Source organism: Echinicola arenosa (genome assembly GCF_014841125.1).
Classification (GTDB): domain Bacteria; phylum Bacteroidota; class Bacteroidia; order Cytophagales; family Cyclobacteriaceae; genus Echinicola; species Echinicola arenosa.
This window is the reverse complement of record NZ_JACYTQ010000002.1, coordinates 383870-401005: the sequence shown is the minus strand read 5'-3', so window position 1 is coordinate 401005 and position 17136 is coordinate 383870. Positions and strand designations below refer to the sequence as shown.

Annotated in this window: 14 protein-coding genes; 6 read left to right on the top strand and 8 right to left on the bottom strand. The window is 38.9% G+C overall.

Translation table 11 applies throughout. From position 1 onward, the window contains the following. Complete coding sequence (locus IFO69_RS06510) at positions 1-2994, top strand: glycoside hydrolase domain-containing protein (protein ID WP_225444031.1); 2994 nt, start codon at positions 1-3, stop codon at positions 2992-2994. Positions 2995-2996: 2 nt separating this feature from the next. Continuing rightward, complete coding sequence (locus tag IFO69_RS06505) at positions 2997-5939, top strand: DUF5107 domain-containing protein (protein ID WP_192009264.1); 2943 nt, start codon at positions 2997-2999, stop codon at positions 5937-5939. Positions 5940-6007: 68 nt separating this feature from the next. Here IFO69_RS06505 and IFO69_RS06500 read toward each other — a convergent pair whose 3' ends face one another. The 6 genes from IFO69_RS06500 to lipB form a co-directional block, all read right to left on the bottom strand. Beyond that, on the bottom strand, positions 6008-6637 hold the full coding sequence (locus tag IFO69_RS06500; protein WP_192009263.1) for a rhomboid family intramembrane serine protease: 630 nt from the start codon (positions 6635-6637) through the stop codon (positions 6008-6010). A gap of 28 nt (positions 6638-6665) precedes the next feature. Further along, positions 6666-7658, bottom strand: a complete 993-nt coding sequence (locus IFO69_RS06495) for a polyprenyl synthetase family protein (RefSeq protein ID WP_192009262.1) — start codon at positions 7656-7658, stop codon at positions 6666-6668. Beyond that, positions 7645-9819, bottom strand: coding sequence for a ribonuclease R (gene rnr / locus IFO69_RS06490; protein ID WP_192009261.1), 2175 nt, complete (start codon positions 9817-9819; stop codon positions 7645-7647). Before rnr ends, IFO69_RS06495 begins: the two co-directional genes overlap by 14 nt. 152 nt (positions 9820-9971) lie before the next feature. Beyond that, on the bottom strand, positions 9972-10715 hold the full coding sequence (locus tag IFO69_RS06485; RefSeq protein WP_192009260.1) for a 3'-5' exonuclease: 744 nt from the start codon (positions 10713-10715) through the stop codon (positions 9972-9974). 5 nt (positions 10716-10720) lie between these two features. Next, positions 10721-11122, bottom strand: coding sequence for a hypothetical protein (locus tag IFO69_RS06480; RefSeq protein WP_192009259.1), 402 nt, complete (start codon positions 11120-11122; stop codon positions 10721-10723). Between the two features lie 37 nt (positions 11123-11159). Next, on the bottom strand, positions 11160-11879 hold the full coding sequence (lipB, locus tag IFO69_RS06475; protein ID WP_192009258.1) for a lipoyl(octanoyl) transferase LipB: 720 nt from the start codon (positions 11877-11879) through the stop codon (positions 11160-11162). Between the two features lie 126 nt (positions 11880-12005). Here lipB and IFO69_RS06470 point away from each other — a divergent pair, with 126 nt between their 5' ends. After that, the gene (locus IFO69_RS06470) at positions 12006-12362 is read left to right on the top strand and encodes a YraN family protein (protein WP_192009257.1); all 357 of its coding nucleotides are present in this window, start codon (positions 12006-12008) and stop codon (positions 12360-12362) included. A 39-nt stretch (positions 12363-12401) separates the two neighbouring features. Here IFO69_RS06470 and IFO69_RS06465 read toward each other — a convergent pair whose 3' ends face one another. After that, entirely contained in the window at positions 12402-13256 is an 855-nt protein-coding gene (locus IFO69_RS06465; protein ID WP_192009256.1) for a toxin-antitoxin system YwqK family antitoxin, read from the bottom strand. Between the two features lie 239 nt (positions 13257-13495). Between IFO69_RS06465 and IFO69_RS06460 the strand changes: the two genes are divergently transcribed. Continuing rightward, the gene (locus IFO69_RS06460) at positions 13496-14698 is read left to right on the top strand and encodes a pyridoxal phosphate-dependent aminotransferase (protein ID WP_192009255.1); all 1203 of its coding nucleotides are present in this window, start codon (positions 13496-13498) and stop codon (positions 14696-14698) included. Between the two features lie 78 nt (positions 14699-14776). Then, on the top strand, positions 14777-15487 hold the full coding sequence (locus IFO69_RS06455; RefSeq protein ID WP_192009254.1) for a glycosyltransferase: 711 nt from the start codon (positions 14777-14779) through the stop codon (positions 15485-15487). Position 15488: 1 nt separating this feature from the next. Here IFO69_RS06455 and IFO69_RS06450 read toward each other — a convergent pair whose 3' ends face one another. After that, positions 15489-16283: a glycosyltransferase family 2 protein gene (locus IFO69_RS06450; protein ID WP_192009253.1), complete on the bottom strand. Its 795-nt coding sequence runs from the start codon at positions 16281-16283 to the stop codon at positions 15489-15491. A 527-nt stretch (positions 16284-16810) separates the two neighbouring features. On the opposite strand from IFO69_RS06450, the gene IFO69_RS06445 reads away from it, so the two are divergent. After that, entirely contained in the window at positions 16811-17074 is a 264-nt protein-coding gene (locus IFO69_RS06445) for a hypothetical protein (protein WP_192009859.1), read from the top strand. The last annotated feature ends 62 nt before the right edge of the window (positions 17075-17136 follow it).

Here is a 17136-nt window from a genome sequence, read left to right as displayed (position 1 = left end):
ATGAATAGATATTATTCAATAATACTTCTACTATTTATCATTCAGTACACTTTTTATGTAGAAAATGCACATGCTCAGCAACATATTTATCCTCCACAGCAAGAGTTGTGGGATGCCGATTCATTGGGAAATCAAAGGGCAGTAGTACTTGTAAACAAAATAGCGGATCAGGTAACGGTGGAGGTGGAATGGAGAAATAGAAATGTAACATCTCAGCAAAAAGTATACGTGGTGGATAGTACTACCCAGAACATGGTAGAAGAGGTGCTTATCGATAGCATGAGTCCAGAGAAAGGGAAAATTACCTTTACTACTTCTGGACGAAAGGGAATATTCTACATTTATTATTTACCTTATAAGGTAGTGGGAAGGAGGAATTATCCGGATGTGGTCTATGAGGAGCAAATCACCAATAAGACAAATGAGAAGCAACTTAGGTTAAGTAATGAAAACGATGTAAAAGTTCTTCGCCTTGAAGCTGTTGATGATTTTAACAGCAACAAACCAATGGAAATTATTGCTACGCAGAAAGAAGTTGAAGCATTTAGGGCAAAGCATAGAGATAAAAGCTATTTGGTTTTTCCGGAGGATAGGGATAATCCAATCAAAATGAAGGATTATCTACCTCAAAAGTGGGCGGTCTCAACTTTGGAGTCAACATTTAGCAGAGAAGTATGTATTAAAGAGAATTACACTTTTCAACTTGGGCTCTGGGCTAAAGATCAAGCTTTGAAAAATATAAAGGTTACCTTTTCAAAATTTAAGTCTGAAAATGGTGATGTTCTGCCCCTTGAAAACTTTACTTGTTTCAACAAAGAAGGAGTCGATTACACCGGAAAGTCTTTTTCCAAAACAGTTGATGTTGAGGAAGGTAAAATACAGGCTTTATGGTGTGGCATAACGATTCCCGATAATAATTCTGCGGCTAAGTATAGTGGTGCAGTAACCATCTTGCCTGAAGGACAAGCCCCAACAGAAATTCCTGTTGAGCTTATTGTTTCCCAAAAGAAAGCGATCAATGGAGGAGTCAATGAACCATGGAAACAAACCCGATTAAATTGGCTTAATTCCACTTTGGCCCAGGAAAACTCTGTAATAGCACCTTATATTCCGTTGAAAGTGGAAGGTCATACTATATCTTTGCTAGGGCGAAAGGTATGGTTGGGTTCAAACGGATTACCGGCACAAATTCAGAGTTTTTTTGCAGAGGAAATGACCTCTATTTCTAAAGAAGCAAAAGACATGATTGCAGATCCATTTTCCTTAAATATCTTGAAGGAGAATGGTCAACATATGGTAGCTGATTATTCTGGGCCAGTTTTTAAAGACCTGGAGGAAGGAAAGGTTTCTTGGAAGTCTATTGGGAAGTCCCAAGAATTGGAAATAGTAATCAATGGATCTCTTGAGTTTGATGGCTTTGCGAATTTTGAAATAAAAGTAGTAGCACTTCAAGATGTAGAGCTAAAAGATATTGCCTTAGATATACCAGTTTATAAAACTTCATCAAAGTATATGTTAGGCTTGGGCTATAAAGGTCAGCATACACCCAGGAAGATTGACTGGAAATGGGATGTAGCCCATAAAAACCAAGACGGATGGTGGTTAGGGTCCGTAAACTCAGGTATGCAGTTGAGTCTACGAGATCAGCATTATGAACGGCCACTGAATACAAATTTTTATTTACAAAAGCCTCTAAAATTACCTCTCTCATGGGGGAATGATAATAAAGGAGGAATCAGTATGGTAGAAGATGGTGATGTTTTGAATGTCCATCATTATAGTGGCGATAGAAAAATGGAGATTGGCGATACTCTGTATTTTAATTTCACTTTATTGATTACTCCTTTTCATACCTTGCAGACCGATGACCAATGGAGAGATCGTTATTATCACGCCTATCAACCCGTGGATACAGTGGTAAAAAGCGGGGCTAGCATTGTTAATATCCATCACGCAAATGAAATCAATCCTTACATCAACTATCCTTTTATTGCAACAAAAGAAATGAAGGCATACATTGATGCTGCTCATGAAAGAGGTTTAAAGGTGAAAATATACAATACCGTTCGTGAGGTTTCCAACCGACTCTATGAGCTGTATCCGCTAAGGAGTCTTAATCATGAAGTTTTTTCAGAAGGAAACGGTGGAGGTTTCTCATGGCTGCAAGAACATCTTCAACGAAATTATATTGCGGCATGGTATGTACCACGCTTTAAGGATGCTGCTATAATTAATAGTGGCATGAACCGCTGGCATAATTACTATGTAGAGGGGATGAACTGGTTGGTACAAAATATTGGGATAGATGGAATATACTTAGATGATGTTGCTTTTGATCGTATTACTATGAAGAGAATTAAAAGGGTTCTTACAAAACAGGGACACCCTGGTTTGATTGATCTTCATTCAGCTAATCAATATAATGAGCGTGATGGTTACAACAACAGTGCAAATTTATACATGGAACATTTTCCTTATATCAATCGCTTGTGGTTTGGTGAGTATTTTGACTATGAAAAAGGTAGTCCTGAATTTTATTTGACTGAAGTTAGTGGGATTCCATTTGGACTGATGGGGGAGATGCTCCAAGATGGAGGAAACCCTTGGCGAGGAATGTTGTATGGTATGACTAATAGAATGCCTTACCAAGAAGAAAGGCCGGATCATATTTGGAAAGCCTGGGATGACTTTGGTATGGAAGGCGTTAATATGATTGGTTATTGGGTAAGTGATAGTCCAGTGAAAACAAATCATGAGAAGGTATTGGCAACTGTGTACAAGAAAGAAGGGAAAGCCTTGGTGTCCGTAGCCAGCTGGGCAGAGGACGATGTTAGAATTAAGTTAGAAATTGACTGGAAAAGTTTAGGAATAGACCCTAATAAGATTAAAATCAGCGCTCCTGAGATACAAGGTTTCCAGCCTTCCAAAACTTTTGATGTTTCAGATCAAATACCTGTAGAAAAGAATAAAGGATGGATGCTCGTAATAGAATAGTCATGAGTAGAATGGCGATGGGGTTTTTCCTGATGTTTCTTGTACACTTTTCTATCGCACAAGAAACTGTCAGGTCAAGGGAGTTTTTAAAAGAGTATGTTACTTATCCATTCTCAGATCCTGATCCAGTTCCTGCAGATAAAAAGCTTTACCCCTATTTTCGTTTTGATGGTTTTACTGACGAAGGGACAGTTAAAAAGTGGAAAGTAGTAGAGTTGGAGAATGATTTTATTAAGGTACAAATCATGCCTGAAATAGGAGGAAAGGTTTGGACTGCTTATGATAAGGTTCATCAGAAGTATTTTCTTTACAACAATGAAGTAGTGAAGTTTAGGGATATTGCCATGAGAGGTCCATGGGTAAGTGGTGGTATAGAGGCAAATTACGGAACCATAGGCCATACGCCAAACAGTGCTACTTCAGTGGATTATCTTTTGAAAGAAAACAGTGATGGAAGTCAAAGTTGTTTTGTCAGCACTCTGGACTTATTGACCAGGACCCGATGGGTACTGGAAATTAAATTGGAAAAAGACAAAGCTTATTTTAGTACAAAATCTTTTTGGTTTAATTCGACAGGTAATGAACAGCCTTATTATACATGGATGAATGCAGGTATTCCTGCAAGTGATGATTTGACGTTTTTATACCCAGGTACACACTATATTGGTCATGATGGAAAAGCACATGATTGGCCCATTGATGAGCAAGGAAAAGATCTCTCTCGATATTCAAATAATGATTTCGGAGGATCAAAGTCATACCACGTAACAGGAGCTCATAGTAGCTATTTTGGAGCCCGTTGGGAACTAGCTGACTTTGGGATGATTCGATATTCCAATAGAGAGGATAAGTTGGGTAAGAAGATATTCCTCTGGGCACAGTCTGATCAAGGGAAAATCTGGGAGGATTTACTGACAGACCATAGTGGGCAGTATGTGGAGATTCAAAGTGGCCGCCTTTTTAACCAAAATGTATTTAATAGCAGTTTTACCCCCTTCAAGCAGATAGGCTTTTTACCTTATGCAGCTGAAAAATGGACAGAATATTGGTATTCCTTTGGGGATATGGAAGGCTTTACTCATGCCAATTTATTAGGGGCTTATAATATACAAATTGAAGAAAGTGAGGTAAGGTTTGCCTTTAGCCCTGTCAAAGCGGTGAAAGATACCTTGAAGATTTTCAATAGTGCCGGAGAAATATTGGCTGCTGAGCTTATTGACTCAAAGCCTCTTTCCACGATCAATCATGTTTTGGTTTGTCCTAATGCCAATCAGATTTCATATTTGGAATTAGGTGGTCAGAGAGTTGATCTTCAAAAGGACAGGAAGAAAAGTTTAAGTAGACCGCTAAAAATAGCCGAAAACTATGATGCTGAGAGTGCTTATGGGCTGTATATGCAGGCTCGAGACCTTTATCGTTTTAGGGATTATCTTTTGGCTGAGCAAAAACTAGAGACTGCTCTGGAAAAGAACGATACCTATATTCCTGCATTGGTAGAAATGGCGAAGTTAAAGCTTTATCGTATGAATTACGACGCTGCTTTTACTTATGTAAAACAGGCATTGAGTATTGATACCTATGATCCGGAAGCAAATTATTATTATGGACTTATTGCTGACCGTCTTTCTTTGGATTATGATGCTATGGATGGTTTTGAAGTGGCGAGCTTGTCTCCTCAATTTAGGAACGCTGCATATACTGCACTGAGCAAGTTAAATTTAAAGAAACATAACTTGATAGGTTCAAGAGATATGGCTATGAAGGCAATGGTGCAAAATTCATCTAATATAGAAGCACTTCGGATTTTGTATTTATTATACAGATTAGAGAATAAACAATTGGGCAAAGAAGAAATCGAGAGTAAATTGGTTGAATTAAACCCTTTAGACCACTTTATCAGATTTGAACAATATTTTCATAATAAAGATGATGCTAAAAAAGCTGATTTTGTAAGTTTGATCAAAAGCGAGCTTGCCCATGAAACTTTTTTGGAATTGGGGATCTGGTATGCATCGGTTGGTCGGTTACAGGAAAGTATAGGAGTGTTGGAGTTAGCTCCAAAAAACGCAGAAATTTTATATTGGCTGGCTTGGCTGACTAAGGAAACTCCTAGGTCTGATGCTTTCTTTAGAGAGGCGGAAAAAGCAGATTTGGCATATGTTTTCCCTTTCAGAGAAGAGTCAGTAAAAGTATTGGAATGGGCCTCAAACAAAGAATCGTCTTGGAAACCAAAGTATTTATTGGCTTTGATCCATGATTTTAGGGGAAATAGAAAAGAAGCAGCAGCACTGATGGGAAGTGAAAGAGTTGACTTTGCTCCTTATCATGTCCTTCAGATAAGGATTCAAGAATCTGCAACCATTGAAGAAAAAGTAGCATATGCAGAACAGGCTATTGCCATTGATCCAAAGGAGTGGAGGTATCAGAAAATACTGGCAGCATTACTAAGTCAACAAGGAAAAAAGGAAGAATCAGTAAAGGTTATACAAAATACTTACAAAGAAAATAACACTAACTATGTAGTGGGCTTGGAGTTAGTAAAGGGGCTCATGAAGATAGATCAATACTTAGATGCTGAGAGAATTCTAAATGAAATAAAGGTATTGCCATTTGAAGGAGCTACTGACGCTAGAAAATATTATCGTCAGACCAAGATGATGCTGGCCTATCAGGCATTGGAGGAGGGAGAATATTCAAAAGCGTTGAATAAGATAGAGGAAATCAAATTATGGCCAAACAATTTAGGTGTGGGACGGCCTTACCCTGAACTTATAAATGATAAGTTAGAAAATTCCCTGAAACAAATTGTGACCCAAAAAATGGTTACTTCAGGATTGAAAGGCAATATTCCTCAAGAAGGATTGGGAAAAGAAAGAATCGATGAAAAATCTTTAATTAAAGAAATCAAATCTTTGTCCTTCGAAGCAGATCAAAGAATGTTTTAATTTGTATCTAAGAGGATAAGTTAAAATAAGACCAAAGGCCTGATGTTTGACATCAGGCCTTTGGCTTACTAAAACAAACTGTAATTTTTTACTTGATCGAAAAAGTGAACGGCACTTCCTGGGCTTAAGATTAATATAAAGATAATCCCGAATAAGGCACCGTAAAGGTGCGCATCATGGTTGATGCTGTCATTGTCCTGCTTGCTCTTAATTGCAGAGTACCCCAAGAAAATAATCCCAAGAATGAAACCAGGCAAGCAAAGGATACCAAAGAGACAGATGTCTTGCATGGGCATGAGGATAATGCTGGCAAAAACAGCCGCCGCAGTTCCTCCAGAGGCTCCCAGGGCTTGGTAGTTGGGATTGGACTTGTGCTTAAGGTATGTGGGAATATCTGATATTGCCAAGGCGCCCAGATAGAATAAGATAAATATCGCCACTCCAGGGAAGAAACCAAATCGGTAAGTCAGGTACTGTTCTACTAAACTACCAAAGAAGTAAAAGGTAATCATATTGAAGAGCAGATGCACGGCATCCTTGTGAACAAAACCCGATAGTATGAAACGATCAAATTCCTTGTTGCTGTTGATCAAATAAGGGTTAAACATACTTCGACTCAGAAAGCCGTAGTTTTTCCATCCGTAAAAGGAACTGATAGCAGTAATGATGATGATCAGAACCGTTGCAGAAATATCCATGAAATAATTGTCAGTAAAAGAGCGAGAATTATTTTTCCCGCTCAATAAGATTTTGTGTGAGTCCCTTTAGTGCCAACAAGGCTTCTTGGTTAACAACGTCAAGGGTAGTGAGCTGATTGAAGCCTCTTTCAAAATAAGACTCCATTTTAGCTTCAGTAATGTTTTTGATACCTAACTTATCATAAAGGGCAGTAACCGCTTTGACTTTTTCTTCTTTGTCAAAGTCAACTTTGGAGAGCCAGCTTTCAAGCTCTTCCTTGTCCCCGTCAATTGCAAGTTCTTTTGCTTTAATGAGCAGGAAGGTCTTTTTATTAGCGATGATATCTCCTCCGACTTGCTTGCCAAATTTAGCTTTGTCCGCATAAACGTCCAGCAAATCATCTTTCAGTTGGAAGCCGATCCCAATATTAACTCCGAAATCGTAGAGATGTTGGGCATCATCCTGTGAAGCACCGGCCAAGATGGCTCCGTACTGCAAGGCAAAACCAAGCAATACAGCTGTCTTCTGCCGGATCATTTCCACATATTCAGATTCCAGTACAGCTTTATTGGATTCGAAATTCATGTCATGTTGCTGCCCTTCGCAAACTTCAGTTGCGGTTTGATTGAACAATCTCAAGCATACGGCAAGTTTATCCTCAGGAACATGAAGCAACATATCATAAGCTTTGACCAACATGACATCTCCGGAAAGGATAGCATTATTGATGTTCCATTTTTTATGGACAGTGGGCTTTCCTCTTCTCAATGGAGCCTCATCCATAATGTCATCATGCACCAAGGTGAAATTGTGAAATACTTCAACAGCAGAAGCAGGCGTGAGTGCCTTTTCATAATCATCCCGGTATAATGAATAAGCCAATAATGTCAATAGGGGCCTGATTCGTTTGCCTCCCAAGCTCATGATGTAAGAAATAGGCTCATAGAGTTCCTCTGGAGAACTTCCATAAGAAAATTTCTGCATGTGGTTTTCTAGCTGCTCCAACAGCTCATGGCTTAAGTTGGTTTTAGTCATTGTCATTTGCAAATTCCAAATCTATGGTTCTTCTGTCTATATCCGTATTTACTACACGGACCGATACCTGGTCACCCAGGGTGATCATTTTTTTATTCTTAGAGCCTATCAGGCGCATGTTTTTTTCATCAAATTCGTAATAGTCATCACGTAAGTCCTGCAATCGGATCATTCCTTCACACTTGGTCTCCGTAATTTCCACAAAGATACCCCATTCTGTTACACCGGAAATAATTCCTTCATAAGCTTTGTCTTCTGCCAAGGACATATATTCCACTTGTTTGTATTTTATGGAAGCTCTTTCGGCGTCAGAAGCACGCTTTTCTCTTTCTGATGAATGAACACATTTGTCATCCCAAGGTTCTTTATCTGGAGATTTCCCTCCATCAAGATAGTGTTGCAGAAGGCGGTGAACCATCATGTCCGGATACCTTCTGATTGGGGAAGTGAAATGGGTATAATGGCTGAAAGCCAATCCAAAGTGCCCTTTCGGCTCTGTGCTATATTTAGCTTTGGCCATACTTCTTATCGCCAATTGTTCCAAAAGGTTTTGTTCTGGTTTTCCTTCTATTTCATTCATCAGTTTGTTCAAGGTAGATGAGATCCTGGTGTCTTCATTGATCGAAATCTGATGACCGAATTTTTTTGCGAAATTCGCAAAAGTCTCTAAACGTTCCAAGTCCGGATGATCGTGGGTTCTATAAACAAAGGTGTCCTTGCCTTTGTTTTTATTGTAGATGAATTCTGCCACGGCCTTATTGGCCAAGAGCATGTATTCTTCGATCATTTTGTGAATATCTTTCCTTTCTTTTACGATCAGACCAAGTGGAGTTCCTTTTTCGTCCAGCTTAAATTTTACCTCTGTGGTTTCGAAATTGATGGCACCATGCTGAAACCTTCTTTTTCGTATCTTTTTTGCCAGATTGTTCAGTAGGGTAAGCTCAGAGAAGAAATCTCCTTCTTGTTTGTCAATGTTCTCCTGGGCTTCCTCGTAAGCAAACCTTCGGTCTGAATGTATGATGGTCCTTCCGATCCATTGCTTTTGAATCTCTCCATTTTCATCTAACTCAAACACGCAGGAAAAGGTCAATTTATCCTCATTAGGCCTGAGGGAACACAGTCCATTGCTTAGTCTCTCTGGGAGCATGGGAATGGTTCTGTCTACCAAATAAACAGAAGTAGCCCTGTCATAGGCCTCCTTTTCTAGATTGGTTTTGGGTTTTACGTAGTAGGTCACATCGGCAATATGCACTCCCAATTCAATATTTCCATTGGGAAGTCTTTGGTATGAAATGGCATCATCAAAGTCCTTGGCATCCACTGGGTCAATGGTGAAAGTGGTAATATCCCTGAAATCTTTTCGGGCTTTGATCTCACTTTGAGAAATTTCTTCATTGATTTCTTCCGCCTCCTGGACTATGTCTTCTGGGTATTCAAATGGCAATCCAAACTCAGCCATGATAGAATGGATTTCCACCTCGTGCTCTCCCGCCTCGCCCAGTACTTGAGTTATTTTGCCAGTTGGGTTTTTATCCTCTTCTCTCCATTCTGTGATTTTTACCACCACTTTTTGATTGTGCTCTGCTCCCATCAGATCGGATTTCCTAATAAAGATATCATGGTGCATTTTTTTGAAATCGGGCACCACAAAAGCAAATCGCGGAGATATTTCTACTTTGCCGACAAACTCTTCACGGGCTCTTTTGACAATTTCGAGCACTCGCCCCTCTCTTTTCTGGCCATGTCTTTTGTTGGGGTAGACCATTACCCGGACTTTATCATCGTCTAGGGCATTTTTCATTTCATTGGCTTTGATAAGTATGTCTTCTTCTCCTTCGGCTTTATTGTCTGGGATGATGAAGGCAAATCTAGGATTGACAAAGTCTACCGTCCCTTCGATGAAATCAGGTGATTTAGTGGAAGAAAAATGGTTTCTGGGATTCCTGGAAACTGATCCAGCCTCTACCAATTTGTTCAATACAGGTTCCACGCCACCTTTGGTGAGTGAATCCCTGATGAGTAACTTTTTAATTATTTGCTTGATGGAGAACTCTTCTCCATAATGGTTTTCCAAAAAGTTTAGGATGCGCTCTGCTAACTGCGCGGAATTCATCCGCTTACTTCCCGTCTGTTTTCCTTTTATTTGTTTTCTTGATCTTTTGCTCATAAAAATTTTAATCTTTTCGTTTACAGGTTATGATGCCTGCATTTGATTTCTTGGTTAGAAAATATTGGCCAGGTGAATCGTGTCTCGAATTGATGTTTCTACTATTATACAATTAATTCGGCCAGAGAGTTTAGTGTTGAAGGATAAATAATTTATTCATCGTCTTGTCCTTCATCCAAATTGATGACTTTTACCTCTAGGTCACTAGGTAAGCCCTGAAATGCCAAGTATATTTTGGCCGTAACTTCTACATCTCTTATACAATACTCCCGAATGTTTTTAAGGTCCTGATGATGGTAATACACTTCGTTTACTTCACTGCCGTTGATGCCATCCTTGGAACTAGGAATATCAAAAATGGCAGCCAGAAGCTCCAGTCTTGTATAATGCTTATAGTCTCCAAACTTCCAGAGTTCCAAAGTGTCCAAATGTCTGATTTCCCACGGTTTTTTGCCTGCCATTTGCAAGGCATCAGGAAGGGGGATCCGGTTGATCAGCATTCTTCTGCAAAGATAGGGAAAGTCAAACTCTTTACCGTTGTGCGCACATAATGTCCAGACTTTCTTTTCTAGAATATCCCGAAATTCGAGTAAGGTATCATGCTCGTTGTCCATAGCTATGGACTTGGTTCGGAATTGTAACTGCTCTTTATCGGGATCGTAGAGGAAATAGCCCAAGCCAATACAGAGCACTTTGCCAAATTCAGCATAAATACCGGCTTTTTCAAAATAAAGCGCTTCTATAGATTTTTCTTCAGGGGCTTGCTGTAGGTAATTGGCTTTCTTCTGCCACTCTTCTTGTAGTCTGGAAGGCAACTCACTGAATTTTTCAGTGAATGATGCCGTTTCAATGTCCAAAAATAAAATGTCTCTTAAATCACTCAAAAAATCGGCCATAGGCTTTAAGGATGCAAGACGCCTTCTAAGTCCAGTTCAGGGATTCGGTGAATATTACTGGAGTCCATGCTGCCTTCGACGAAGACGAATTTTTTATCAAATATTTGATCTAATATATAATAACTGACCCAGAATTCATTGTTTAATACAAATAAATTAGGATCAATGGGTTCGATTTTGGCTATACTTTGTGGACCCAACTCTTCAATCATATGACGCAATGTGGAGGTTTTTTTCTCTTGCCCCTCAATAAAACCATAACCCTTGGAAGTAATCATGAGGTTTTTAAGCTCTATTAGATTGAGGTTAATGATATATACTCCCCACTCAGTTTGCCCATCAATTTCTTCTTTGGCGATGGCCAGCTTGACGCCTGTTACAGGGTGGAATTCAATGTCTTTTTTCATGGTTTAGTTTTTTCAGTTTTCAATTTGGAAAAGGAAATTAATTTTCCCATTCCATTTCGAATAGATCCGCCAAATGCTTTTTTACCTTTTCTTTGACTTCTTCTTCATCAATTGCTCTCCCCAATTCCAAATGTAGTGAGGTGACAGCTTTGTCAGCGATGCCGCAGGGTACAATGTTTCCAAAATAGGAAAGGTCAGCGTTTACGTTAAAGGCAAAGCCGTGCATGGTGACCCATCTGCTGGATTTTACTCCTAAAGCACAAATCTTGCGAGGGTTTACTTTTTTGATATGATCAAGCCAAACACCGGTAAGCCCTTCGATTCGACCGGCCTCAATTCCATAATCTGCTAATGTCCGTATAATAGCCTCCTCCAGATAGCGAAGGTATTTGTGAATATCGGTGAAGAAATTGTCTAAATCCAGCAAAGGATAGCCCACCAATTGTCCGGGACCATGATAGGTAATATCACCACCTCGGTTGATTTTATAGAAAGTGGCCTGCTTATCTGCTAGTTCGGTTTCATTTAGCAAGAGGTGGGAAAGCTCTCCACTTTTACCAAGTGTATATACATGTGGGTGTTCAACAAACAATAAATAATTGGGCGTAATTTGTTGTTTTTCTGGTCCGTTTTTACGGTTTTCAATTTTTATGGCCACAGTTTCGGCAAAGAGGGACTCCTGATAGTCCCAAGTTTCTTTGTAATCTTTTTTGCCGAGATCTATAAACTTTACTTTTTTATTGATAATTTGATTCACTATCTGATTGGGATTGTAGAGGTGATTAACACCGTTTTTTAATTTAGAGTTCTTTTTGAGGTGGTTTTACGCTAAAGCGGATCCACAAAAGCTGAAATTTTTACCAAAATTAATAAATAATTTCTGATGGCACAGCACAATGAATTGGGAAGGGAGGCCGAGCAACTCGCAGCCGAATACCTTTCCGCAAAAGGGTATCAATTAAAAGAATCTAACTTTCGCTACAAACATGCTGAAATCGATCTGATCATGGAGTTTAAGGGGCTTTTGGTATTTGTGGAGGTGAAATTCAGGAGTGGAACAGGCTTTGGGTATGCGGAGGAATTTGTCGATTATAGAAAACGGCAGTTGATCATTCGAGCAGCTGATCATTACATCCATAAGGTCGATTGGCACAAGGATATTCGCTTTGATATTGTGGGGGTGTATAAAGACAAATCTGGTGTTATCCGGTTCAAACAGTTTGAAGATGCCTTTTATTAAGTAGATTAACAGTGAGCAGATGATTAAGGATTTAATATCCTACAGTCGATTGTCTTTATAAATCAAGGTGCCTTCTTCATTCCATTCTGCTCGGATATAGGGCTTGAAGTTTTTGGTAAAGGGCTTTTCCTGATATTGGATTTCTCGCTTTCTAATGACTTTGCCTCCATTGGTATTCCAATACTCGGTCCAAAGTCCGATTTTTTCTCCATAATGGTATTCCCCTTTTACAGCCAAGTGACCATCTTCATAAAAATGATAGAAATTTCCTTCCTTCAGATCATACTCAATGGGGATGACCTTCTCAAGTTTTTGTTGGGATTGATTATAGTAAGAAATTCTTGAGTCTTCTGGCCAGCCTTCATAGAAGTGGGACTTGGTCTGGAGGATATTTTTTTGATCGAAAGTCATCCAACGACCATGTTTGGTGCCGTAATAGTACATCCCTTTTTCTACGACAGCATTATCGATACGCCTTTCATAGGGGCCGTGAAGGAGATAACCCTCTTCAGGCTTGAACCCAGAAGTTCTGATGGCTTTATCTTTGATGTCCAACCAATAGATATTCCTGATATAAGGATCAACTTGCTTATTTCTGGTAGTGTAATGAAAGAGTTGGTATTGGGTTTTCCCTTTAGTATCTACTCGAATAAAACTCTTTCTGGTCTTTTCACCAAAATAGACATTTTTACTTCTTTTCTTTTTCTCCTTTTTTTTCTCTTCTTTTCGATTGCTGTCATCAAAAAGGAGAACAGGGGTGGTCGTGGGTAATAGCCGGTCTTGAATGATTCCAGAGCTGTCAACAGGGTTGCTGGTGGATAGGGAATCAAAATTTTGGGCTTTAAGCAAACCACTAGTTGCTACTAAAAGTAAACTAAGAACTACTTTTTTCATGTGAACCGCAGGCCAGACAAGGGAGATTTTAATTTGATAATGATTTAAAAGATAGAATCTGTGCTCTAAATAAAAGAAAGGTTTAGAATTAACAAGCATAATCCTTAATTTTGCCCAATTATTAATAAGAGTGCATTAATATCAATCAGGGAAGAAACAAAGGTGTTTTCCTTCTGAATTTCTCTGAGAGCCTCAAGATAAGACAATAAACTGACCATAGAAAAACAATTATAAAGCAAATGAGCAGTATTTTATCAGACCGTATTAACAATATGGAAGAGTCAGCTACGCTGGCGATGGCAAAAAAAGCTAGAGAGCTTAAAGGCCAAGGGATTGACATTATCAGTTTAAGTTTGGGAGAGCCTGACTTCAAGACTCCTCAGCATGTGCAAGATGCGGCCAAGGCGGCTATCGATGAAGGAAAATATTTTTCTTACCCTCCGGTTTCTGGATATCAGGACTTGAGAGAAGCCATTGCTACCAAACTTCAAACTCAAAATAAAATAGCTGAGGCGAAGGCAGAAAACATCGTGCTTTCTACTGGCGCCAAGCATTCAATTGCGAACATCTTCATGTGTTTGATCAATGAAGGTGATGAAGTGGTGATTTTCTCTCCTTATTGGGTGAGTTATGCTGAGATCATCAAATTGGCAGGTGGTGTGCCTGTATTGATCGAAGGAACTTTGGAAAACAATTTCAAAGCCACTGCTGCACAGCTGGAGGAAGCGATCACAGACAAAACCAAAGCGGTGATCTATTCATCTCCCTGTAACCCAACTGGTTCTGTATTCAGTAAGGCCGAATTGGAGGCAATTGCGGATGTGGTGAAAAAGCATGATGATGTTTATGTAATTGCGGATGAGATCTATGAGTTGATCAACTTTACAGGACAACATGCCAGCATGGCAGCTTTGCCAGGTATGTTCGAAAGAACGATCACTGTGAATGGTTTCTCTAAGGGGTATGCCATGACAGGATGGAGAGTAGGGTATATCTGTGCTCCGCTTTTCATTGCCAAGGCTTGTGAGAAGATCCAAGGACAATTCACTTCAGGTGGTACTGGTATTGCGCAAAGAGCTGCTTTGGCAGCCATCACCGGAGACCAGACTCCTTCCCAAGAAATGGAAGAAGCTTACAAAAGTAGAAGAGAATTGGTGCTAGGTTTGTTGAGAGATATTCCAGGGATCAAGACTCATGTCCCTGAAGGAGCCTTTTATTTCTTCCCTGATGTAACGGCTTTCTTTGGTAAGTCAGTAGGAGAAAATAAGATCGAGAATGCGGATGACTTCTGCTTGTATATCCTAAATGAAGCGCATGTTTCATTGGTTACTGGTGCTGCTTTTGGTGCTCCAAACTGTGTGAGACTTTCTTATGCTGCTTCTGAAGCTGAGCTTAAAGAAGCTTTGAAGAGAATTAAAGATGCTGTGGCTAACTTAAGCTAAGCTTATTCAATAACATGGAGAGCTTGACTGGAGGCAATGGCTTCTGTCAAGCTCTTTTTTCTGTAAACCCTTTCAGATATGGCTCAAGTACTTGTAATTACTCCGGTTAAAAATTCCATTGAAACTACATTAGAAACGGCGAAGGCAATAAAGGCCTCTTCTGTACCTGTGGTCCATAAGATTTTTAACGACTTCAGTACTCCTGAGACCAAGGCTGCCCTCGATAAGTATGCTCCTGAAATAGGTTATGAGCTAATTCATCTCGAAGAGGTTACGGATACTCCTTCTCCCAATTACAAATTGGTACTTCAGATGGCCCAGAAGGAAGCATTGAAAAAGGGATTGCCCTTGTTGGTAGTTGAGTCGGATGTGACAGTGGAGAAAGATACGATCGAGAAAATGCTTGACTTCTATCAAAAGAACGAAAAGGTGGGGTTGATTGGAGCGATCACAGTAGACTATGACAAGAAAGTCAATTTCCCCTATCTCAAATTCAAAGACATCAAGGACAATATCATTGATACCAAAAGAAGTTTGAGTTTTTGCTGTACTTTGTTCAGTAAGGAATTTTTAGAGGAATATGACTTTATGGCCTTGGATGATGCGAAAGACTGGTATGATACTTTTATTTCCAAAAAGGCATTGGAGCTGGAATATAAAAATTATGTTTTGATGAATGTTCCGGTACTACACAAGCCACATGGAAGTCGTCCATGGAAGCAGCTCAAATATAAAAATCCGCTTAAATACTATTTCCTGAAATTTTGGAAGGGGTTGGACAAGATATAATTCAAATCAGATTAAAAATCTTAAGCAAAGTATTGTAAGGTTTAGACCAAGACCGTTGCATCCTTAGTGGACCATTAAGTTCCCTATTAAAAAAATCTTGATGTTGTTGGTTCAAAAAGGCAATCCTTTCACGTTTTTTTTCAGTAGTCGCTGTTTTTTTTCGTTTGCTGGTAGGGGTAAGCCTATAATAATAGCCAATAAAGGGAAGTTGCTCTACTTCTCCCTCATCCTTTAGCATTTTGATCCAAAATTCCCAATCCTCACGCCCCATGTAGCGCATTTCCACTGAGTATTTACCAGCTCTTTTCCAGTCAGCTTTTCTGTAAAGTGCTGCATGGAATATCATGTTGTCCAAAGCCAGTTCATGTCTGCTAAAAGGCTTAAGGTTCCAACTTTTTTGTCCGGACTCATCAAATTTAATTCCTTGGCAATAAACAACCTTTACTTCTGGTTTTGTGTTTAGTGCTTTTACAGCTTCCTCAATATAATTGTCTGAGATTAGGTCATCTCCATCTAGTGGAAGAATGATTTCCCCCTTTGCTGCTTCTATGCCTGTGTTCCTAGCACTCGACACACCTCCATTTTCTTGGTCGATGATTTCTATTTGGGGGAATTCTTGTTGGATCTCTTGGGCAATCATGAGCGAGTCATCGGTGGAACCGTCATTAACGATAATAATCTCCAACGGTTTGTGACTGGAATTGAGTACAGAAATGACAGTTTCCCTAAGGTATTTTCCCTGATTGTAGCAAGGGATGATAACGCTTACCAGGTTTTTGTTTTCCAATGGCTGCATTGAGAGACTAAATTGATTTTATTAACTCCCAAAGATAAAAGGGTATTTTATTTCTATAAGGCATTGTCCAAATATTAGTTAAAATTAATATCGGTTCATCACACTGCTTGATATATTCAGACAGTTTGTAAGTAATCTTTGCTTAAAATTTTAAATTTCTTGCTTGTCTTGATCTTATTATTGGTCGAAATGACTTTTTATTGAAAAAAAATTACTTCAATACATTCTTACTTATTACTATTCCAGTAATTTATCAAATAATACCGTGATCATGGTATTGCATTATCTGTAAAAAAATGTGTACATTTGTCTTGGGTGATTAAGCAACTTTTTCTACTACCGACTTTTAGTGTGTGTAATTGAGTTGGAGGTTATTTTAAAGATGATTTTTTTTAAACCTCCATTTATTTAACTTATTTGGTTTAAAAACAAATACCATCTTGATATTTCAAGATGGTATTTCATTTATAAAGATTGACGACTTATCCTCAGTTGTTCATGAAATAGTTTGATCATCAATTTCTTGTTTGGATAGATTTAACAAAAAGTTAAAATGTGAAGAAGTGTTTTTTATAATATTATTTCGTCCTTGTAGCTACAAAAATGCAAGGGGAATGATGATACAAACAATTGCTACAGCTTTATTGCTTTTTTCGGCATATACTTTAGGTACTTTATCTGTTTTTCCTTACCAAAGAAAGATGAAAACTTTCTTTGTGAGAGCATATTTAGTTTCTGGTACCGTAGCAGGTGCTTTGACTTTTTGTTTTATGTATTTTTTTATTGGCTAATATTTAGTTTCTTCAGGCTTAAGTATTGATTGCGCTGTTGCACTAAAATTTCTAATAGCTTG